Origin of the sequence: Pseudoalteromonas aurantia 208 (assembly GCF_014858725.1) — a bacterium.
Taxonomy (GTDB): Bacteria; Pseudomonadota; Gammaproteobacteria; order Enterobacterales; family Alteromonadaceae; genus Pseudoalteromonas; species Pseudoalteromonas aurantia.
Genome location: NZ_AQGV01000009.1, coordinates 1 through 21597, shown reverse-complemented (window position 1 = coordinate 21597; position 21597 = coordinate 1). Strand labels below are relative to the sequence as shown.

The window sequence follows — 21597 nt, the reverse complement described above, 5'->3', positions numbered from 1 at the left end:
TTACGAAATCGATATGGGGTTAATCCGATTCAATATCGACAATTAAATCGCTGGTTATTGATTCTAATGCATCAATGACATTATCTTTGTGCATGCCAGTTGGCAAGGTAACAGTTGCAAACGCACTGAATATAGGCACCCCCCAATTTGGCGCGCTTTGTTTTCGAGAATTTAAATGTGTGATGTTTGCTCCTTTGTGGCGGATCACAGAAGCAAGCTCTTGTACTATACCGGGTCTATCATTGCCGGTAATAACGAGGTTTAATGTTTCGGGTGTATCAGGTGCAGCTTCCAGCTCACCTAGCTCTATTTTTATTTCTAAGCCTGCAAGCGTTTTTAAAGCATCTTGAATTTCCTGTAAATGCTCTTCAGCAATTTCAACTTGTACAATGCCCGCGAATTGGCCTGCTAAATGGCTTAAATTACTGGTAAGCCAATTACCGTGGTGTGAAAGTAATGTTGAAGATATTTCTTCAACTAGACCTGGTCGATCTTTTCCGATAATGGTTAGTACTAACTGCTTCATAATGCGTATCTCTTATTATTGTAGCCTTGTTAAGTATGACAAGGCATTGAAAAAAGCGGCTACAACAAAGTGGGTATGATCCTTATACATAGCCTACTAAGGTAGATAATGCATTTATAGATTAGTTCAGTGTTTGTGGTTGTCCAATAAATTCAACGCTGAAATGTAAACAAATGCAAACTGCTATACGTCAATCTTATTTCTTCAGTTTATGCAACTTTCCGGTTGAAAAATCTGTACCTAAAAAATGATGTTATACCTAGCTTCATGTAACATGCACGGTGTAACATAATTGTCATCTTGATGAAATATAATGCGCGCAACTTTAAGATAAAAGGGTGTTTTGATGTCTTCAAATCCGCAGCAACCGTCTTTTAAAACGGATAGAAGCCGTCTATTAAAAGATCGGTTCGCACAATATGGCATTACCGCAGGTGGGGTAATGGTTTTGATCGCTTTGTTGATGATCTTCTTCTATTTATTGTATGTTGTACAACCAATTTTGGAGTCAGCTAAAGTAGAGAAACGTGTCGACATCGTACTGCAAAATACTGAACAATATGTTGGTGTTGGCGTAGAAGAACAAACAGAAATTGCTTACCTATTGAATAAAACCGGTGGGGTGGACTTTTTTCAGCTTAAAGGTGCCAATACAGGTAAAAAATTGAAAAATCTAGCAACGAATCTAGATGGGCAGGTTACGAGCTTCGCAAAAAGTGCTCCTTTTTTGGGGCAATATGCATATGGCCTTGATAATGGTCAAGTTCAATTGGTACGCCCTTCTTTCTTAGTAACTTTTCCTGGTAACGAACGGGTCATTACACCGCGCTTGAGCTATCCGCTAGATGGTCAGCAATTATTAGTGGACGAACAAGGTCACGCAATTGAACGTTTAGCGTTTAGCCATTACGAAGAAAAAACAGCCGTGGTTGCATTAACGAGTGATAAGCGCGTTATATTTGCTTCTTTTACCGCGGAAGAAAATATGTTCAGTGGAGAAGTTGAGTGGGTGATTGAGCGCACAGAGTTGGCAGTTGACAGCCGCATCGATGAGTTGCTTATGTCACCAGACACAACACGGACATTCATCCGTTCAGCAAATCAAGTTTACATATTTGATACACGTGATCCTAGTGATGTTAAACAGCTCCAAATTTTGGCTGCAAATGAAGAAAATGCCAATTTAGTAGGCACAACTTTATTAGCTGGTGCTAACTCTCTAATGCTCGCAAATGATAATGGCGAAGTTTCCCAATGGTTTGAAATTAATACAGATGATGGTCGCCAGTTTAATAAAATTCGCGCGTTTGAAACGAGCAAAAACAGCAATGTTGATATCCATAGTGAATTTTATCGTCGTACTTTCTTTACAACAACGGATAGCGGTGATTTAGGGCTTTATTATACAACGAGCCAAGCGCATTTGTGGCAAGGCAAAGTCAGCCAAGGTGCAATAGAGGCTTTTGCAGTATCTCCGCGATCAAATGCGGCGTTGATTATTGCAGATGATAAACTATCCATATTTGATATTCATAACGAACACCCTGAAGTAACATGGTCTGCATTGTGGCAAGAAGTATGGTATGAAGGGTACCCAGAACCAGCTTATACGTGGCAGTCTACGTCTGCCTCAGATGACTTTGAATCAAAGTTTTCTTTGGTGCCTATTTCTTTTGGTACGATTAAAGCGGCAATGTACGCCATGTTATTCGCAGTACCTATCGCACTATCTGCAGCTATTTACACCGCATATTTTATGTCCAGCGAATTACGCCGAGTTGTTAAGCCAACGGTTGAAATAATGGAAGCACTACCAACCGTTATTTTAGGATTTTTAGCAGGATTATGGTTAGCGCCACTCATAGAAATACACTTACCCGCAATCGTCGCATTACTCATTTTGTTACCGCTATCGATGATAGCAACCGCATTCTTGTGGACTAAATTACCGGAGAATATACGTCATTTGCTACCCGATGGCTGGCATTCAATCATACTTATTCCGGTCGTGTTATTGGTTGGCTGGTTATCTTTTACGATAAGTGGTGGTGTAGAAGAGTATGTTTTCGATGGCAATGTTCGCCAATATTTAACCAATGAATTGGGAATGACATTTGATCAGCGCAATTCGTTAGTAGTTGGTATCGCGATGGGCTTTGCTGTTATTCCCACTATTTTCTCAATTGCTGAAGATGCGGTATTTAGTGTGCCAAAGCACTTATCAAATGGTTCACTGGCGCTCGGTGCTACTCAGTGGCAGACGTTGGTTAGGGTGGTGTTGCTGACAGCGAGTCCAGGTATATTCTCAGCGGTCATGATGGGTCTAGGTCGTGCAGTGGGTGAAACAATGATTGTACTAATGGCAACCGGTAATACACCTATTATGGATTGGAGCATCTTCCAAGGCATGCGTACATTGGCCGCCAATATTGCTGTTGAAATGCCAGAATCAGAAGTGGGTAGTTCACATTACCGCATTCTATTTTTAGCTGCATTTGTACTATTTATTTTTACTTTTGTATTTAACACGATTGCTGAGTTTGTTCGTCAGCAGTTACGTGAAAAATACAGCTCAATGTAATTACGGGAGTTCATGACATGGTAAAGCAGTGGTTTAAGTCAGGTTCTCCATGGATCTGGATGACAGGTGGTGCCGTTAGTATCAGTTTAATATCGGTACTTGGGCTATTAGCGATGATCGCATGGAAAGGCTTGAGCTTTTTCTGGCCATCAGAGGTTGTTGAATTAGAACTCAATGGTTCGGTTGCAAAGCAAACTGTTATAGGTGAAATCTATGACAGAGAAATGGTGCCAAAATCTCGATTAGAGGCGGCAGGTTATGATCTATCGGCATTTGATGCTGAAGATATAGAACGTATACTTGTAAAAACGGGTAACCGAGAGTACGTAGAGCTTGATTTTAGATGGGTACTTTCTACCGATATTATGAAGCAGTCAATACCAGCCAAGTTGGCCGTATTCGAGCGTAGTAAAAATGGTAACTTTTATGGGTACGTTGATCATATCGTTGAAAATGGTCAAGTTGTCGAAAATCAGTCTGTTGATAAACTTCACGAATTAGTTGAGCGAGCCGTTGACCTTAACGATGAAGCACTCGACCTACAAAATGGCGACATTGGCCATATTAACTATGAACTTGAAAGGTTACGTTTAAAAGAAAAAGGCTATGAGCTCGATAACGCATTAACCGATGAACGAGTTGCTGATTTACAAGCGCAACGAGTTGCATTGCGTGATGAGTATAAGGTTTTTGAAAAGCGTTTATTTGAACTGCGTAATCAAGCAAAACGTGATCAAGTTGTTGTAAGAGATATGCGCGGTGAGTTGGTTACACTACCCATTTATCAGGTGTTAGATGTTTGGTTTCCAAATGATATGGGCACATTTGCAAAAGTTGTACATTATTTGTCTCAACTTGGTAAATTTGTGAGTGATGACCCTCGTGAAGCCAATACCGAGGGAGGGGTATTTCCTGCTATTTTCGGTACGGTATTTATGGTTATGCTAATGGCGGTAATTGTGACGCCATTTGGTGTGGTTGCGGCGATTTATTTACATGAGTATGCTGCGAAAAATGCAGTAACTAAAATGATTCGAATTGCGGTGATAAACCTCGCAGGTGTACCTTCTATTGTTTATGGGGTATTTGGCTTAGGCTTTTTCGTGTACGTGTTAGGTGGTTCATTAGACCAGCTATTTTACCCTGAAGCTGCACCAAGTCCGGTGTTTGGTACACCAGGTGTCATTTGGTCTGCATTGACACTGGCAATATTAACGTTACCCGTTGTCATTGTATCAACTGAAGAAGGGTTATCTAGAATTCCAAGCTCAGTACGTCATGGTTCTTTGGCTTTGGGCGCAACACAAGCAGAAACCCTGTGGCGTATTATTGTGCCAATGGCAAGCCCTGCTATTATGACTGGGTTAATTTTAGCCGTAGCACGTGCTGCAGGTGAGGTTGCGCCATTGATGTTAGTAGGTGTTGTTAAAATGGCACCAACCTTGCCGTTGGATGGGAATTTTCCATATATACATTTAGATCGTAAGTTTATGCACTTAGGCTTCCATATATATGATGTTGGTTTTCAAAGTCCAAACGTAGAAGCTGCAAGGCCGTTAGTGTATGCAACCGCATTCTTGTTAGTGTCGGTGATCATAGCACTCAATATTACAGCAATCGGTATTCGTAACCATTTGCGTGAAAAGTTCAGATCACTTGAGCATTAATAGTAAAGATTTTAAGTAGGTAAAAAACATGATTACAGTAGCTCCAGAAGTTAATCAGGCCAATGGCCAAATGAAATTAGATCTAGCAAACTTGTCTCCAGAGCAAACCGCACTGGAGATCAAGAACCTCGATCTTTACTATGCCGACAAGCAAGCTCTTAGTAATGTGAACATGCTTATTCCAAAAGGACAGGTTACCGCGTTCATCGGGCCATCAGGCTGTGGTAAGTCAACGTTACTTCGCTGTATTAATCGTATGAATGATTTGGTTGATACATGTCGCATTGAAGGCGAAATTATCTTACACGGGCAAAACATTTATGATAAGCGTGTAGATGTTGCTGCATTGCGCAGAAATGTAGGCATGGTATTCCAACGACCGAACCCATTTCCTAAATCAATTTATGAAAATGTTGTGTATGGCCTTCGTTTACAGGGTATAAAAGATAAACGTAAATTGGATGAAGTTGTAGAGAAGTCGTTACGAGGTGCTGCACTTTGGGATGAAGTAAAAGACAGGCTACATGATAGCGCGTTTGGTTTATCTGGTGGTCAGCAGCAGCGTTTAGTGATTGCGCGTTCTATTGCAATCGAACCTGAAGTATTATTACTTGATGAACCTACATCAGCACTCGATCCCATTTCAACATTGGTCATTGAAGAGCTCATCAATGATTTAAAGAACAAGTATACGGTTGTCATCGTAACGCACAATATGCAACAGGCTGCGCGTGTATCTGATCAAACTGCCTTTATGTACATGGGGGAGTTGATTGAATATGCGGATACTAATACTTTGTTCACGACGCCATTAAAGAAGAAAACAGAAGATTACATTACAGGTCGTTACGGTTAAGCGCATCAGTTTTTAGGAGAATGAGAGTGGAACATAATTTAAATAAACACATTTCAGGTCGTTTTAACGAAGAGCTGGAAAATGTGCGTAACCATGTATTAAGTATGGGTGGCTTAGTTGAACAACAGCTCAATCTTGCATTAGATGCAGTGAACAGTTGCGACGCCGAGAAGGCGCGTAAAGTCAGTGAAAATGACTATAAAGTCAATGCAATGGAGGTGAACATTGACGAAGAGTGCACACGTATTATTGCAAAGCGTCAGCCGGCAGCGAGTGATTTACGTTTGGTTGTTGCTATTGCTAAAACTATCGCAGATTTAGAGCGTATTGGTGATGAAGCGGAAAGGATTGCACGTGTAGCGTTAGACTCGTTTACGAAAGATCAACAAGATTTGCTGCTGAATATTGATAATATGGGCCGCCAGGTTTCTCGAATGCTTCATGATGTACTTGATGCTTTTGCAAGAATGGATGTACAAAAAGCGTTTGAAGTACACAAAGAAGATGCAAAGGTAGATAGAGAATATGAAGCATTAACACGTCAAATAATGACGTATATGATGGAAGATCCACGCTCAATACCCAAAATTATGGATTTAATTTGGTCTGTGCGTTCTTTAGAACGGATTGGAGATCGGTGTCAAAATATTGCAGAATACGTAATTTATTTTGTGAATGGAAAAGATATTCGTCATACATCTCAAGAAGATATAGAAAAATCTCTTTAATACCGAGCTATCTTTTCAGGCGTGCATAATTTCGATTATGCACGACTTAATCATCTTATAGATAAAAATCCGTTCACAATAGCGCTTAATGCTGTAAAATTCGTGCTGCAAAGCATATAAATATGATTTAAGGGTCAATTATGCCTACAAACGCGTTTTTAGGAGTATTTGCAAAATCTCCTATTAAGCCAGTGGAAGAACACATTAAAATAGTACATGAGGCGAGTAAGTCTTTGGTGCCATTTTTTAATCATGTTTTCAAAGGGGAATGGACAGAAGCGGAAGCGCTACGAGTTCAGATCCGCAATCTAGAGCGCGAAGCAGATGTTTTAAAACGTGAAGTACGTTTACAGCTTCCTCGTGGTCTTTTTATGCCAGTAGAACGAACAGATCTATTGGAATTAATTACCCACCAAGACAAAATCGCCAATAAAGCGAAAGACATCGCAGGTCGCGTTGTTGGACGTGAAATGGAGATCCCTGAGTCTATCCAAGTTTACTTCCTTACCTACTTGCAACGTTGTGTTGATGCTACAAAACAGGCATCGAAAGCAATCAACGAACTTGACGAACTATTGGAAACCGGTTTTAGAGGTCGCGAAGTGACCTTGGTAGAAAAAATGTTAGTTGAGTTGGATGCAATTGAGCAAGACACGGATGATATGCAAATAATAATCCGCCGAGAATTACGAGCGGTTGAAAGTGAACTAAATCCAATTGATGTGATGTTTTTATATAAAATCATTGAATGGGTTGGTGAGCTTGCAGATATTGCAGAACGTGTTGGTTCGAGATTAGAAGTAATGCTTGCGCGTTAATCTAAAGATAATAGTTTTAAAAAAGTAAGGTTTTACAATGGATATCATTGCATCCTACGGTACCATGTTGGTGCTTTTAGCTGCCGCAGTGGGTTTTTTTATGGCTTATGGTATTGGTGCGAATGACGTTGCCAATGCGATGGGTACTTCGGTTGGTTCTAAAGCACTAACTATTAAGCAAGCAATTATTATTGCTATGATCTTTGAATTCGCTGGTGCGTATTTGGCTGGTGGAGAAGTGACGTCTACAATCCGAAAAGGGATCATTGATGCCGCGCCATTTGCGGATATTCCTGAGCTGATGGTGTTAGGTATGATCTCAGCACTATTTGCAGCCGGAACATGGTTACTACTGGCGTCAGTGCTGGGTTGGCCTGTATCAACAACTCATTCGATTATTGGTGCCATTATTGGTTTTGCCCTAGTTGCGGTAGGTAGTGAAGCGATTCAATGGGACAAAGTTGCGGGAATTGTGGGCAGTTGGATTGTGACTCCTGCAATATCAGGTTTTATTGCTTATCTCATATTTATGAGTGCGCAGAAACTCATATTTGACACAGAGCAGCCACTAAAGAATGCAAAACGCTTTGTGCCTATCTATATGGGCCTTGCCGGCTTCGTTATGTCTTTGGTAACGATCAAAAAGGGTTTGAAGCACATAGGCATTAACTTAGGCACTTTTGAAGGTTATGCTTTGGCTATCGGTATTGCTGTTGTCATCGGTATTATCGGTAAGTTTGTGATAGATCGTATGAAGATGGATCCACAAGCTGATAAACAAATGCAATTTAATAACGTTGAGAAAGTATTCGCTATCTTAATGGTATTGACGGCTTGTTGTATGGCATTTGCACATGGTTCAAATGATGTTGCTAATGCTATTGGTCCACTTGCTGCTGTTGTTAACATTGTTGAAAACAATGGGGAAATTGCTAAGAAAGCGGCAATTGCTTGGTGGATTTTACCTTTAGGCGGGTTCGGTATTGTTGCAGGTCTAGCCATTTTAGGTAAAAAAGTAATAAAAACAATTGGTGAAGGGATCACACATTTAACTCCTAGCCGAGGCTTTGCCGCTGAATTAGCAGCTGCTTCAACCGTTGTTATCGCCTCAGGAACTGGTCTTCCAATTTCTACTACACAAACATTGGTTGGTGCGGTGTTAGGGGTTGGTATGGCACGTGGTATTGCGGCATTGAATATGTCGGTGGTAAGAAACATTGTAGTTTCTTGGGTAATCACATTGCCAGTTGGCGCTGCCCTTGCTATTGTTATATTCTACATATTAAGAACCGCATTTGGCGTGTAATTAATAAAACAGACTTTTAGCTTGAAAAGATCTCAATACTCTAGGTATTGGGGTCTTTTTATTTTTTAATCGCGTATAAGTCACGGTTCTTCAAGTTTGCATTTTTTGCCTAGTTGGCACCCTCAAATAGCAGTGTGTTAATCATATTAAAAATGTTACCCATATATCTAGGACTGCACTTTAAGTAATTGATATCAGCAAATTGTTTTCCTTACCTGGCATCAAGGTTATACTGCTACTATCTATCTCAAGCCGTAGCAAAGTTTTATACAGTGAATAACTTACCTAGTATCAAGCAACTTCAATATTTAATCGCAGTGCATCAACACCAGCATTTTGGCAGAGCTGCTGAAGCATGCTTTATCGGTCAATCGACACTAAGTAGCGCGATTCAAACACTGGAAGAAACTCTGGGGTGTCAACTCATAGAACGAGAAAATCGCAGTCTGATGTTTACTGATATCGGAGAAGAGGTCGTTGTTCGTGCAAAAAAAATAATTGCGGATACGATGAGCGTAAAAGAATTAACTAAAAGTTATAAACACCCTTTATCTGGCAAGCTTACTTTAGGCGTGATCCCTACTATTGCGAGCTTTATTGCTGCACCACTATATCAATTCTGTAAACAACAATTCCCGCAGTTACAACTTGTTTTGGTCGAAGACACCAGTGATCGCCTGTTAGATAAACTGGAGCATGGTCATATTGATATGGGCATGCTTGCATTACCCTATCATACTGACAAATTTCACACTCAAATTTTAGCGCAAGATCATTTTTCTCTGGTGCATCACAAAGAGTATCTCGTAGCTGATGGCGTTGAAGACTTTAATTTATTGCCAGAACAAAGTGTGTTTTTACTAGAAAAGGAGCACTGTATGACAGGCCATGCACTTAGCGCATGCCATTTAAATCGAAGTGCATGTATAAACCCCTTTGAAGCTGCAAATTTGCATACCTTATTAAGTATGGTGGAGTATCAAAATGGTGTGACGTTTTTGCCTAAAATGGCAATTAATGCGGGTATTTTAGATGGAAAAAACATGACGGCAAAAGCTTCTCAAGCAGATGCCTATCGCGAAATTGGATTATTGTGGCGAAAAACCACAGGTCGAATTCGTGACTTTAGACTGTTCAGTGAGCAAGTAGGTGTATTTGTTTCTGAACAGTGTAAGTAAACAAAATAAAAAATGGGTGCATCACGCACCCATTAAAGAGACTAACTAATGTTAATTGATCACTTATAGTGGCTGTTCAAAGTTCCTAGCACTATTGAGATTTGGTAAAAACAATAAATATACCCACACCACTAAATTGAAGTAAGGTATTAGTGCAAGTGTTATAAACAACTTGTTCGGGTAACCTTTATTTAGTGAGATACGGTAGCATTGCTGCGCGACGATAAAATGAACCGTCAATAAAAATGAAATCAGTAGTAGCATAATAACACTCCTCGATATCCATAGTGCGATGTAGCTCAATCCATTGAATGTCCACTAGAAAAGAATAAATCAATAACTTAGATGGACATCTTCACATTAGAGTAATTATAGATGATTTTTTGACAAGGAAAAGAGGGCCCTTGCAATTATTTTTTATCAACTTGTTTTACTGGCTAAAATAGTTTCTAAATTGTCTTTTAATGCTGAAATAGGCATGGGTCTAGCAATGAAATAACCTTGGCCATAATCGACACCAATGTCTTTAAGGGCTAAAAAAATCTCAATGTTTTCAACATATTCAGCGACAGAACGTTTATCTAATGAATGACTTATATCATGTACCGCTTTTACCAATGCGAGGTCAATGGGGTCATTAAGCATATCTCGAACAAATGATCCGTCAATTTTAACGTGCTGCGCAGGCAACTGTTTTAAGTAGCTAAAAGTGCTAAATCCAGTACCAAAATCATCAATCGAAAAGTGGCAACCAAGTTGATTTAACTTAGCTATCATGGTTTGTGTTGCGTTTAAGTTGTTAATACTCGCTGATTCAGTTATTTCAAATATAATATGTTCAGCAGGCACTTGATATTCAATCAAGCACGCTTGTATATGCGGTAATAAGCGCTCATCTAAGAAAGAGTGTGCAGAGAGGTTAATGGCAATTTGATTGAGCTCCTGATGCTCTGCAACGTCTTTAATGGCTTGTTTAATTACGCACTTGTCCATGAGGAAAGTATCGTTGAGCAGCTCTAAAGCGGGAATAAAGTGGTTTGGATAAACGAGTTCATCATTAATTTTTAGACGCAGGAGGGTTTCATAGTAAGCAACCGTGTTCTTTTTGAAGTCCCAAATAGCTTGATAATGTAGTTCGATATGGTTATTTTGCAGTGCTTGCCTCACACTGTGGCCCCACTCAAGTCCCGTCTGTAATGTATTATTTTGAGCGTCTTCTTTGTTATAGCAATGTACTAGGTTACGACCTAAATTTTTTGCTATGTAAAGTGCAATGTCAGCTTGTTTAAGGCACTCATTTGCATCATGGTTACTGGGGGTTATTTGTGTCAGTCCAATAGAGCAGCTAATTGAATAGCTATGCTCTTCTGAATGAAAAATATGCTTTTCGATAGCAACACAGATACTTTCTGCCGCTAAATGGGCGTCAAGTAAATTAATATTTTTTAAAATGACTGCAAATTCATCACCGCCGATACGGAAAATTAAATGTTCATCATCGATATTGCTGCCAAATAGTTGTGACACTTCTTTTAATACGATATCTCCTTGCTGATGGCCTTTACTATCGTTGATGATTTTGAAGTGATCTAAATCTATATATAAAAGGGCGTGCTCGGTTGTCGAGTCAGGTTCAACTTTACTGCATAACAACTGCAATTGCTGATCGAAATAATAGCGATTATGCAAGCCTGTTAAAGTATCATGTAGCGCAAGGTGGCGTAGTTGTAATTCAGCTTGCTTACGTTCATGAATATTGTCTAAAGTAGCAGTGATTGTAGCTCGATTGGTACTATTTTTTATCAATTGAAAGCGGCATTCTGTCCATATACTGTGTGCTTGTTGGTGAACAAGCTTAAGCTCTAGTTGAGCATGTTGTAACTTACCAGATAAGATATTACCAAGTGTTTTTTGTAATGTCTCTTGATGTTCTATTCCAAAATAATCACACAACCCTTTACCAATACTGGCTTTTATTCGGTACCCAGAGAGAGACTCCCAAGCTGGGTTTATAAAACGTATATGGCCTTGTGTATCCAGTTCCATAACGACGGTGTTTAAGTGTAACAAGATACGCTGATGTGCTGAAAAAAGTTCTTTATAGCGATGTTCACTGCGACTTAACAAAGAGACCTTATCGGCAAACTCGGCATAACTCACCATGAAATCTTCGCGTCGAGCGGCATGATCACATACTTTGCCGAGCATAGAAATATCATATGGTGCACGAACAAAGTCAGTGACACCCAGAAGTAGTAACTGCTCAGCATAATCAGCGTCTTTATTGTCGATAATCGTGACGATTGCTTGGTTGGGATTATGCTCTAAAATACTATCAACTAATTCTTTAGCCGCTTCTGCACGGGTGGCTGTAGCATCTAGCAGTACAATGGAGTATTGATGTTGTAAAAATTGCGATAACGCGGCATTAGCTGTTGTGACATGTGTACACGAGAAGTTAAGTGCCAAATGTTGGCAAATTTCATTGGCTCTTTGAGTATCGCTTTCGAGTAATAATAGATCCAAACGACTACTTTTTTCTAAATGTGTCGATAGTACATTAGCTAAAACTTGAGGCAACATCTCTTGGCGTTCGAATGGTAATACTGCATCTATACTGTAGCTGCGGGCGGTTGTTTCGGCAATGCGCTCGCAATAAATCGGCGGTATGAGAACAATCGGTGTATTTTTTGGGGTTTGAAGTAACCCTGAACGGATCATCCTAGCGAAGCGCCAGCCATCTATTTTTCCGACATCTAACCCCGTTATGATCAAATCAACCGCTTGTTTCTTTAATACTTGTAAAGCAGCTTGGCTATCTGCACGTTCAATGAATTGAAACACATCTAAATTAGAGAGTGTTTGTTTTATCGCGCAGCGTTCTTCAATGCTCGCGTTCACAATTAGCAAGTTAAGTTGTCTTGCCATGGTTACAACCTTAAACCCATGTCAGTCTTTAGTAACAATCCGTACCTCTAGTTATAGTAATGTCACAAGTAATTGTTTCTAATTGGCTATCTAGTGTAACTCGCATATCCAACTCCTTTGGTGCGTTGCGCTTTTTTGTCAGCAGCCAGCAATCAGGCTAGGTTAATGCTATTTTTGCAAGGTTACAAGCACTTGATTTAGGCTTTTAGGATCTCTAGACTTGGCGCCAATTAAGATATTGAGAGAAGTTGCCATGCGCGTTGCTGATTTTAGCTTTGAATTACCAGATGAATTAATTGCTCGTCATCCTAAAAAAGAACGAACAAGTAGTCGTTTACTCACCTTAAACGGTAATAGTGGCCAGCTTGATCATAAAACCTTTAAAGACATTATCGACATGCTCGAACCGAATGACTTGATGGTGTTTAATAATACAAAAGTTATCCCAGCTAGGATGTTTGGACAAAAAGCGTCAGGTGGTAAAGTAGAAGTACTGGTTGAACGGGTCCTTGATGAGCATAGGGTGCTGGCACATGTACGTGCTAGCAAGTCACCTAAGCCTGGCACTGAACTTATTCTTGAAGGTAAGGCTCAGGCAACGATGGTGGCGCGTCATGGGGAACTGTTTGAATTAAAATTTGCGGGTGAGCAAACCGTCTTAACTATTTTAGATGATATTGGTCATATGCCGTTGCCTCCTTATATCGACAGACCTGATGAAGATGAAGATAAAGAGCGCTATCAAACCGTCTACAATGAGAAACCTGGTGCAGTCGCAGCACCAACAGCTGGGTTACACTTTGATGAAGCGCTACTTGAACAAATTAAAAACAAAGGGATTGAAACTGCTTTTATTACGCTACATGTCGGCGCAGGGACTTTTCAACCGGTGCGTGTAGATGAGATAGATGATCATGTTATGCACTCTGAATATATTGAAGTGCCAGATAATGTGGTTGCAGCCATTGCGAGAACAAAAGCCAAAGGGGGGAGAGTTGTTGCTGTGGGAACAACCTCAGTACGCTCACTTGAATCAGCAGCCAAAGCAAGTGACAGCGAGTTAAAAGCGTTTTATGGTGATACTGACATATTTATTTACCCAGGTTATGAGTTTCAAGTCGTGGATGCAATGGTGACTAACTTTCATTTACCCGAGTCGACTCTAATTATGTTGGTGAGCGCATTTTCTGGCCAAGCGCATATTATGAGTGCATATCACACTGCGGTTGAAGAGCAATACCGCTTTTTCAGTTACGGTGATGCAATGTTTTTAACAAAACAAACCCAAAAGTAGTAATTAAACAAGCCCAGACCTCACTGGGCTTGTTAACAAAATCATCACTTTTAGTCTTCACTTGCTTTAAAAGTCAAATTTCGGCCCAATAATTAGAATTGCACCCATAAACAAGGTAGAATCGAGCAGATTTTTTAACCTGATTATTAACGACTAACTGTTAATAGCTGTTTATGTTGGACTGTTTTTCCGACTTTGAGGTAATAATGAAATTTGAATTAGATCGTACTGACGGAAAAGCGCGCCGTGGCCGCTTGATTTTTGACCGTGGTGTTGTAGAAACCCCCGCGTTTATGCCTGTAGGTACGTACGGTACAGTAAAAGGTATGACGCCAGATGAGTTAAAAGGCACCGGCGCTGAAATTTGCTTAGGTAACACCTTTCATTTGATGCTGCGTCCGGGCACTGAAATCATCAAGCAACATGGTGATTTACACGATTTTATGAATTGGGATAAACCAATTCTTACTGACTCAGGTGGCTTCCAAGTATTTAGTTTAGGGGCGATGCGTAAAATCTCTGAGGAAGGCGTTTTATTTCAATCGCCGGTTAATGGTGAGAAAATAATGTTGTCACCTGAGAAAGCGATGCAGGTACAGTGTGACTTAGGGTCTGACATTGTTATGATTTTTGATGAATGTACGCCATACCCAGCGACTGAAAAAGAAGCGCGTGATTCAATGGAATTATCATTGCGTTGGGCTAAACGCTCAAAAGAAGGGCATGGTGATAACCCTTCCGCTTTGTTTGGGATCATTCAAGGTGGCATGTACCCTGAACTGCGTGCGGTATCACAAAAAGGATTAGAAGAAATAGGCTTTGACGGTTATGCACTCGGAGGCTTGTCAGTCGGCGAACCAAAAGAAGATATGATCCGTATTTTGGACAATTGTGCATATAAAATGCCTGAAGATAAACCTCGTTATTTAATGGGGGTGGGTAAGCCTGAAGATTTAGTCGAAGCTGTGCGTCGCGGTATTGATATGTTTGACTGTGTTATGCCAACAAGAAATGCGCGTAATGGTCATTTATTCATTACAGGCGGGGTGATAAAAATCCGCAATGCTGTACATAAAACAGATACGGGTCCATTAGACCCTGAGTGTGATTGTCATACGTGTGAGGGGTACTCTCGCGCTTACCTACATCACTTAGATAAATGTAATGAAATTCTAGGCGCACGTTTAAATACTATTCATAATTTACGTTACTATCAACGTGTTATGGAAGGGTTGCGCAATGCAATTAGTGAAGGTAAATTGGATGAATTTGTTGCTGATTTCTATTCACGCCGTAATTTACCAGTACCGCCACTGGCTGATACTACAACAAATTAAATAGCAAATTTTAAAAATTAAAGAGGAAGTATTATGAGTTTATTTATGTCGAGTGCACATGCAAGCACGGCAGGCGCAGCACCTGCAGGTGGTGGTATGGAAATGTTGATCATGTTAGCCGTATTTGGCTTGGTGTTCTACTTCCTAATTTACCGTCCACAAGCGAAGCGTGTAAAAGAGCATAAAAGTTTGATGGGAGCGTTAGGCAAAGGTGACGAGGTTTTAACACAAGGCGGTTTAGTTGGGAAAATATCAAAAGTATCTGATGACAAAGACTTTGTTGTTGTGGCTTTAAATGATCAAGCAGAAGTAACAGTTCAAAAATCAGCAATTTCGGCAGTGTTACCAAAAGGTACAATGAAGTCGCTATAATACATAACAATAAAAAAGGGATAGTCCAGTGTTAAACAAGTATCCAATGTGGAAATACTTACTTGTTCTCGCTGTGTTAGCGGTGGGCATTTTATATGCTTCACCAAACTTGTATGGCCGAGATCCGGCCATACAAGTTTCTGGTACTAAAGGTGCTAGTGCTGATTTAAGCGTAGTAGATCAAGTAAATAAAACACTTAACGATAACAATGTCACTGTTAAATCAACAGTGTTAGAAAATGGGCAAGTGCTAATACGCTTTAAAAATGTCGAAGAGCAGTTAAAAGCTCAAGATATTTTGCGTGACTCATTAAGTGAAGAGTATATTTCTGCAATAAATATGAGCCCAGCTCAACCTGAGTGGTTAAAAAACTTAGGTGGTAATCCAATGAAACTCGGGTTGGATTTAAGTGGTGGTGTACATTTTACTATGGAAGTAGATATGGTCACTGCGCTAGATAATGCGTTAGAAACCATGGAGCAAGATTTTAAGAGCGATTTACGTGGTGAAAAACTGCGTTATCGCAGCGTTCGACGAGTTTCCGGTAGTGAGCGTATTCAAGTTGTAATGCGTGGTGATGCAGATAGGGATGCAGCAGAGCGTTTCCTGAAAGGGCGTTACCCTCTTTATACATTTATTAATGATAGCAGTAATGATTTAGCATTTTTTGCTAGTCTTTCACCGCAAAAATTTAAAGAAATTCGTGAATACGCCATCAAACAAAATGAAACGATTATTCGTAATCGTATTAACCAACTTGGGGTTGCAGAGCCGAATGTTCAACGCCAAGGCGCTGAGCGTATTATTGTTCAGTTACCTGGCGTACAAGATACAGCCCGTGCAAAAGAGATCTTAGGCGCAACGGCAACGCTAGAGTTTCGTGAAGTAGATGAAAACGCAGATGTGCGTTCAGCAGCGCAAGGTAGAGTACCTCCAGGAACTGAAGTAATTAATCATAAAGATGGCTATCCAGTCGTTATGAAGAAGCGCGTTATTTTAGCTGGTACACATATCACAGGTGCCCAATCAGGTGTTGATGAGTATCAACGTCCTCAGGTGAGTATTAGCCTCGATAGTAAAGGTGGTGCAAAAATGAGTGCCTTTACTAAACGAGCTGTTGGGAAACGGATGGCGACGGTTTTCATTGAATATAAGCCATCGGGCAAAAAAGATGAAAATGGTAAAGCACTACCGCCTATCAAGGTAGAAGAAGTTATTAACGTTGCAACTATTCAGTCCCGGTTAAATAACTCATTCCGAATTACTGGTATTGATAACCCAGCTGAAGCACATAACTTAAGTTTACTGTTACGCGCAGGCGCATTGGTTGCTCCAATCCAAATTGTTGAAGAGCGCACTGTAGGCCCAAGTCTCGGTCAAGAGAACATAGAGGCCGGTATGACAGCCGTGGTGCTAGGTTTTGCATTTGTATTAGCATTTATGTTGGCGTATTACAAAGGTTTTGGCTTGGTTGCTAATTTGGCACTAGCTGCAAATTTAGTCTTGATCATTGGCGTAATGTCTATGATCCCTGGCGCTACTCTTACGTTACCAGGTATCGCTGGTATTGTACTGACTGTTGGTATGGCGGTTGATGCCAATGTATTGATATTTGAACGTATACGTGAAGAATTAGCCGATGGACGTAGTCCGCAGCAGGCGGTACATCAAGGGTATGATAGTGCATTTAGTACTATATTTGATGCAAATATTACGACGTTAATCGCAGCTGTGATTTTGTTCTCAGTAGGTACAGGTCCTATTGCCGGTTTCGCAGTGACACTCGCGATTGGTATTTTAACGTCTATGTTTACAGCCATTATTGGCACACGTGCGGTGATAAATTTCTTCATCGGTGGTAAACGTATCGATAAGCTTTCAATTTAGGGGAACGAAATGCAGTTATTAAAATTGAAAGACACCATTCGTTTTATGTCGGCACGCAAGTTAACGATGGCATTTTCCGCATTGCTGATTGTTGCATCGATTGCGTCTATGGCAATACGAGGTTTGAACTTTGGTCTGGACTTTACTGGTGGAACCGCAGTGGAAGTTGGCTTTTCTCAGCCCGCTGATCTAAAGAAAATTCGTTCGGTATTAGCTGAAAATGGTTTTGCTGATGCGTCAGTACAACTATTTGGTACCAGCCAAGAAGTTTTGGTTCGATTGGCACCACGTGGTGATGATGTTAAAGCTGAAGAAATTGGTAATCAGCTAGTTGCAGCCTTACAACAAGCTGATAGCAGTGTTGAAATGCGCCGTATTGAATTTGTAGGTCCAAGTGTTGGTGAAGATCTTAAAGAGCAAGGTGGTTTAGCGATGCTAACCGCTTTAATTTGTATCTTGCTGTATGTTGCATTTAGATTTGAGTGGCGATTTGCGGTTGGTGCTGTTGCTGCACTGTTCCATGATGTGATCTTAACAATGGGGCTATTCTCGCTTCTAGATTTAGAGTTTGACTTAACCATACTAGCGGCCATTCTTGCGGTGATAGGTTACTCACTCAATGATACGATTGTTGTCTCAGATCGTATCCGTGAAAACTTCCGTAAAGTACGTATTGATGACACATTAGAAATAATTAATATTTCATTGACGCAGACACTTAACCGTACGTTAGTTACTTCAATTACAACCATTCTTGTGCTTGTAGCCTTGTTTGTTTGGGGTGGTCAAACAATTCACGGCTTTGCGACTGCACTATTGTTTGGTGTTTTTATTGGTACTTATTCTTCGGTATATGTTGCCAGTTCAGTTGCAGTGGCCATGGGAGTGAGTAAAGAAGACCTTATTCCTGTTGAAGTTGAGAAAGAGGGTGCTGATTTAGACGCTATGCCATAGACGCTAATATCGATACTGAAAAAGCCACACTTAGTGTGGCTTTTTTTGTTTCAATAAAATGACACATGAGTATAATGAGAATCGTTTTCAATCATACTTTGAGGTTCTTATGTATAAACAGTTGGTAATTTTGCTAGCTGCAGCCAGTTTGACTGCATGTTCAGAAAAGGAAGAAGTCGCACAGGTACAGTCGGCACCTGTTGAAAAAGCTGAAACTACGCTTCAGGCATATAAGAGTCAGGCTAAATCCTTGTTAGCAGATATTAGAACTCAAAATACGGCTCAAGAATTAGAGCAAAGCTCAGCTAACTTAGTCAAAACTTCTCGTAAATTAATTTCGGAATTTACCTTGAAATACCCTCAGTGCCAAACATATTTAGGGGCACTAGATGCTGCAGCAGATGTGATCCCGACACTGCCATTAGAAGAAATTGAAACGGGATATCATGCCGATGGTAAACTCCCGAAGTTTGATGACCCCGTTTGTTATCATGCAAAAGATTTATTAGTGCACCCAGCAACAGTTCAAGCGATTGCTAAGCTTGGCTTTAAATCTGATACAGCTTATCAAGATGCGGAGCTTGAAATTGTTGAAGTGATTGCGCATTTTGATCAAGTAGAACGCGCTCTAAATTAAGAACTAAAATAAAGGGCTGTATTTGAACAGCCCTTTATACGTTGTACTATTTATAGAGCGCCCTCCAAGCACACGTTCTATATCCATTTTTCTCAAAATAAAAATTTCGGCAATTGTCATCATAATTACTGTTACCAACATCTATTCTATAGTTGCTGATGTACCAGTTATGCAGTGATGTGAAGCGCCCATTACTTAGCAAAGAAAAATGTACATGCGGTCCACTAGATTGCCCGCCTTGACATAGTGCTTGGTCTTTTCTATTGGCATAACGACCTAGCCACGCACCAGAATTAATTACATCCCCTGTTTGGTAGCGTAAATTACTCATATGATAATATTGTGTGGCGTAACCACTAGAGTGAGTTACGCGTATGTTACATGACGAGTATCGAGTTACCGTACCACCGTGGGCAGCTTGCACCCAAGGAGTGTTACTCCCCCAACCACCAGAGCCATTATTAAAATCTAAAGAAGAGTAAGGGTAGCCTGAACCCGTATTTGAATGGGCACCGCCGCTATACCATGCGTAGCCTGAAGGCCATGGAAAATTCATATAAAAGATATTGCTTGGATCAACCTGTATTTTAGCTGTTTGGTTTTGTGAAAGTAAGAGAGAAGTATTACTGAGAGTGTTATATATACTAACTAACTCATGTAAAGAGTTATAGGGTACGACCTGTGCGCTCATTAGCACGCTGAGCAAACTTGCAGTAGCTGAGTTTGTACGGCTTTGAAACGGCTTTTTCTCAACTTCTTGCTCGAATTGGTAAAAGCGTTGATTCAGTATTAGTGCTAAATCTTGGATTTGAGCAGCAAAACCTACTTTGTCGCTTAATGTGCCAAAAGGCGACAATACATTCGATTTAGTTGGCTTGCTTAGTACGCTGCTCTGTAGCTCCATTAATGCCAATAAAAGTTTGGGATTAATGCTAGCGTGTCCAGCCCAATGTAGTAAGGTTGTTTTCCATTCTAATAGATGTGGTGCATTACTATAGAAAAAGGCATCCCAGTCTTCGTTTTGCAATTCGTTGTTATATACAAATTCACTCTGATCTATGGCTATTACTGAGTGTGTGATTGCTTGAATTCGCGCAGAGTGTTTTGAGCTAAGCGCTTTTGCTTCGTGATGTTGTCCTTGCGCTTGAACAAACCCCATTATGGGTAATGTGAGGACTGAAAAGCATAGTATTGATTTCATGTTGTATCCTTATCTTCTTTGATGTATTCCTTATATGTATATAAACCTGATAATAAATTGTAAAATAAATGGTCAAAAAATATGCTTTTATCTGTATTGTATGATTTACGAACAGCCTATTCCGATGTGGTTATTAGAATGCATTTAATTTAAAAGTCGATGTATTATAGTGCATTGCTCTTTTAGAGATGAAAACTTAATTGCTAATATTGCAAAAGTGCTTAGCTGAGCTATTTTTATCTTTACAGTACATTGTGGGGTGTCTTTATGAAACCGATTATTTTTATAGAGCAGCTTGAAGCATTGCTAGAAGAGCGTAAATTTAAAGATCGTCGTCAGTTAAAGCAGATTGTCCATCCTTTATTTGAACGACGAATATCTCATAGGAGAAAAGCACACCATTGTTCCGTTATGAAATAATGTATTTAACCTCAGCTCTGGATAAGCGAATTTGCCCAATAAAGCTATTTTTCTCACTCTCGGCGTTGCTTTCATTTGTAATAGCCCGCTATTACTGAATAAAAACGCCTTGATATTGAACAAAATATCATCATTTGATTGTACGTAAGTTTGTTTGCAAAACATTTTCTATTCCAAAACCCTTATCCAAACCTGAGGTTATTTAAGCAGTTTAATGAGTTAGTTTGCAGGAAAGCGAATTAACTTTAATGGTATGAGAATTGATTAAGGCCAATACATGCTACTTTAATCTAAGTTCGAAATTGAAAAGTAAACTTAAAAGCGGCGCTATTTTGTACGTAAAACATGCTGGTTTTTTTTTAATGTATTAAAAATGTGCTTTTCGAATGATATTCGCTCGAACTCATTGTTTTTATCACTTTTCTGAAAATAAAGGCTTGCGCTTTTTCTGCATCTCCCTATAATGCGACCCCACTGACACGGAGCGCTACGCTAATTTAGCAAAGCAAAACGCAGTCAGCGTCGAGTAAAACTTAATTTTAAAAATTTTTAAAGTTAAGTGTTGACAAAAAAATAGGAAAGCGTAACATGCGCAGCCCTAGCGAGATAAAGCAAAGCGCTTAATCATCGCCCTGTTTTAAACAGGAACTGTTCTTTAAAAATATGAAGCAATCATCTGTGTGGGCACTCGTACAGATTGAGTTCTAACAGCGAAACTTCTTTCTTAGATTGAAGCGAGCAAAAAATTTAGAGTCTCAATTGATTTTCTCTTCGGAGAAACTGAGTGACCAACGGAAACAAGTTTACTTGTTTCAGCACAGTCAATTCGATTCGAAAGAATCAAAATCAGAATTCAATGAGCACGAAACACTTTCTAGTAAAGGGTTTCAACAAAACTTTTAATTG

18 protein-coding genes are annotated in these 21597 nt (G+C 40.0%); 14 read left to right on the top strand and 4 right to left on the bottom strand.

Features of this window, described 5'->3' with window-relative positions; translation table 11 throughout:
- Positions 1-19 precede the first annotated feature (19 nt).
- Positions 20-526 carry a glycine cleavage system protein R gene (locus PAUR_RS00125; protein ID WP_192505822.1) on the bottom strand — a complete coding sequence of 169 codons (507 nt, stop codon included), beginning with the start codon at positions 524-526 and terminating at the stop codon, positions 20-22.
- Positions 527-872: 346 nt separating this feature from the next.
- Here PAUR_RS00125 and PAUR_RS00120 point away from each other — a divergent pair, with 346 nt between their 5' ends.
- The 7 genes from PAUR_RS00120 (at position 873) to PAUR_RS00090 (ending at position 9660) form a co-directional block, all read left to right on the top strand.
- A complete protein-coding gene (locus tag PAUR_RS00120; protein ID WP_192505821.1) occupies positions 873-3107 on the top strand; it encodes an ABC transporter permease subunit in 2235 nt (744 codons plus the stop codon).
- A 17-nt stretch (positions 3108-3124) separates the two neighbouring features.
- A complete protein-coding gene (pstA, locus tag PAUR_RS00115) occupies positions 3125-4774 on the top strand; it encodes a phosphate ABC transporter permease PstA (protein WP_192505820.1) in 1650 nt (549 codons plus the stop codon).
- A gap of 28 nt (positions 4775-4802) precedes the next feature.
- Entirely contained in the window at positions 4803-5630 is an 828-nt protein-coding gene (gene pstB / locus PAUR_RS00110; RefSeq protein WP_192505819.1) for a phosphate ABC transporter ATP-binding protein PstB, read from the top strand.
- A gap of 26 nt (positions 5631-5656) precedes the next feature.
- Complete coding sequence (gene phoU, locus PAUR_RS00105; RefSeq protein WP_192505818.1) at positions 5657-6358, top strand: phosphate signaling complex protein PhoU; 702 nt, start codon at positions 5657-5659, stop codon at positions 6356-6358.
- A 140-nt stretch (positions 6359-6498) separates the two neighbouring features.
- Complete coding sequence (locus PAUR_RS00100; protein WP_192505817.1) at positions 6499-7176, top strand: TIGR00153 family protein; 678 nt, start codon at positions 6499-6501, stop codon at positions 7174-7176.
- 37 nt (positions 7177-7213) lie between these two features.
- Complete coding sequence (locus PAUR_RS00095) at positions 7214-8482, top strand: inorganic phosphate transporter (RefSeq protein WP_192505816.1); 1269 nt, start codon at positions 7214-7216, stop codon at positions 8480-8482.
- A 272-nt stretch (positions 8483-8754) separates the two neighbouring features.
- Positions 8755-9660, top strand: coding sequence for a hydrogen peroxide-inducible genes activator (locus tag PAUR_RS00090; RefSeq protein ID WP_192505815.1), 906 nt, complete (start codon positions 8755-8757; stop codon positions 9658-9660).
- A 63-nt stretch (positions 9661-9723) separates the two neighbouring features.
- Here PAUR_RS00090 and PAUR_RS00085 read toward each other — a convergent pair whose 3' ends face one another.
- Together PAUR_RS00085 and PAUR_RS00080 are read right to left on the bottom strand one after the other, a co-directional pair.
- A complete protein-coding gene (locus tag PAUR_RS00085) occupies positions 9724-9924 on the bottom strand; it encodes a hypothetical protein (RefSeq protein WP_192505814.1) in 201 nt (66 codons plus the stop codon).
- Between the two features lie 156 nt (positions 9925-10080).
- The gene (locus tag PAUR_RS00080) at positions 10081-12588 is read right to left on the bottom strand and encodes a GGDEF/EAL domain-containing response regulator (protein WP_192505813.1); all 2508 of its coding nucleotides are present in this window, start codon (positions 12586-12588) and stop codon (positions 10081-10083) included.
- 253 nt (positions 12589-12841) lie between these two features.
- Here PAUR_RS00080 and queA point away from each other — a divergent pair, with 253 nt between their 5' ends.
- The 6 genes from queA to PAUR_RS00050 all read left to right on the top strand — a co-directional run bounded on the left by queA (position 12842) and on the right by PAUR_RS00050 (position 19070).
- Positions 12842-13882, top strand: a complete 1041-nt coding sequence (queA, locus tag PAUR_RS00075) for a tRNA preQ1(34) S-adenosylmethionine ribosyltransferase-isomerase QueA (protein ID WP_192506067.1) — start codon at positions 12842-12844, stop codon at positions 13880-13882.
- 206 nt (positions 13883-14088) lie between these two features.
- Positions 14089-15219: a tRNA guanosine(34) transglycosylase Tgt gene (gene tgt, locus PAUR_RS00070; protein WP_192505812.1), complete on the top strand. Its 1131-nt coding sequence runs from the start codon at positions 14089-14091 to the stop codon at positions 15217-15219.
- Between the two features lie 33 nt (positions 15220-15252).
- A complete protein-coding gene (gene yajC / locus PAUR_RS00065) occupies positions 15253-15591 on the top strand; it encodes a preprotein translocase subunit YajC (protein WP_010364031.1) in 339 nt (112 codons plus the stop codon).
- A 28-nt stretch (positions 15592-15619) separates the two neighbouring features.
- Positions 15620-17479 (top strand): protein translocase subunit SecD, encoded by a 1860-nt coding sequence (secD, locus tag PAUR_RS00060; protein ID WP_192505811.1) that lies wholly within the window; start codon positions 15620-15622, stop codon positions 17477-17479.
- A gap of 9 nt (positions 17480-17488) precedes the next feature.
- Positions 17489-18433 carry a protein translocase subunit SecF gene (gene secF / locus PAUR_RS00055; RefSeq protein ID WP_192505810.1) on the top strand — a complete coding sequence of 315 codons (945 nt, stop codon included), beginning with the start codon at positions 17489-17491 and terminating at the stop codon, positions 18431-18433.
- A 109-nt stretch (positions 18434-18542) separates the two neighbouring features.
- Positions 18543-19070, top strand: coding sequence for a hypothetical protein (locus PAUR_RS00050; RefSeq protein ID WP_192505809.1), 528 nt, complete (start codon positions 18543-18545; stop codon positions 19068-19070).
- Between the two features lie 46 nt (positions 19071-19116).
- Here PAUR_RS00050 and PAUR_RS00045 read toward each other — a convergent pair whose 3' ends face one another.
- Positions 19117-20271, bottom strand: coding sequence for a M23 family metallopeptidase (locus PAUR_RS00045; protein WP_192505808.1), 1155 nt, complete (start codon positions 20269-20271; stop codon positions 19117-19119).
- 267 nt (positions 20272-20538) lie between these two features.
- Here PAUR_RS00045 and PAUR_RS00040 point away from each other — a divergent pair, with 267 nt between their 5' ends.
- Positions 20539-20691 (top strand): hypothetical protein, encoded by a 153-nt coding sequence (locus PAUR_RS00040; RefSeq protein WP_192505807.1) that lies wholly within the window; start codon positions 20539-20541, stop codon positions 20689-20691.
- Positions 20692-21597: the final 906 nt, after the last annotated feature.

Excerpts from the sequence above, each read along its gene's own strand:
- PAUR_RS00125 (WP_192505822.1), bottom strand. The coding sequence starts at position 526 with ATGAAGCAGTTAGTACTAACCATTATCGGAAAAGATCGACCAGGTCTA.
- secF (WP_192505810.1), top strand. The coding sequence starts at position 17,489 with ATGCAGTTATTAAAATTGAAAGACACCATTCGTTTTATGTCGGCACGC.
- PAUR_RS00045 (WP_192505808.1), bottom strand. The coding sequence starts at position 20,271 with ATGAAATCAATACTATGCTTTTCAGTCCTCACATTACCCATAATGGGG.
- PAUR_RS00095 (WP_192505816.1), top strand. The coding sequence starts at position 7,214 with ATGGATATCATTGCATCCTACGGTACCATGTTGGTGCTTTTAGCTGCC.
- PAUR_RS00120 (WP_192505821.1), top strand. The coding sequence starts at position 873 with ATGTCTTCAAATCCGCAGCAACCGTCTTTTAAAACGGATAGAAGCCGT.
- tgt (WP_192505812.1), top strand. The coding sequence starts at position 14,089 with ATGAAATTTGAATTAGATCGTACTGACGGAAAAGCGCGCCGTGGCCGC.
- PAUR_RS00080 (WP_192505813.1), bottom strand. The coding sequence starts at position 12,588 with ATGGCAAGACAACTTAACTTGCTAATTGTGAACGCGAGCATTGAAGAA.
- yajC (WP_010364031.1), top strand. The coding sequence starts at position 15,253 with ATGAGTTTATTTATGTCGAGTGCACATGCAAGCACGGCAGGCGCAGCA.
- pstB (WP_192505819.1), top strand. The coding sequence starts at position 4,803 with ATGATTACAGTAGCTCCAGAAGTTAATCAGGCCAATGGCCAAATGAAA.
- queA (WP_192506067.1), top strand. The coding sequence starts at position 12,842 with ATGCGCGTTGCTGATTTTAGCTTTGAATTACCAGATGAATTAATTGCT.
- pstA (WP_192505820.1), top strand. The coding sequence starts at position 3,125 with ATGGTAAAGCAGTGGTTTAAGTCAGGTTCTCCATGGATCTGGATGACA.
- PAUR_RS00085 (WP_192505814.1), bottom strand. The coding sequence starts at position 9,924 with ATGCTACTACTGATTTCATTTTTATTGACGGTTCATTTTATCGTCGCG.
- PAUR_RS00050 (WP_192505809.1), top strand. The coding sequence starts at position 18,543 with ATGTATAAACAGTTGGTAATTTTGCTAGCTGCAGCCAGTTTGACTGCA.
- PAUR_RS00100 (WP_192505817.1), top strand. The coding sequence starts at position 6,499 with ATGCCTACAAACGCGTTTTTAGGAGTATTTGCAAAATCTCCTATTAAG.
- PAUR_RS00040 (WP_192505807.1), top strand. The coding sequence starts at position 20,539 with ATGAAACCGATTATTTTTATAGAGCAGCTTGAAGCATTGCTAGAAGAG.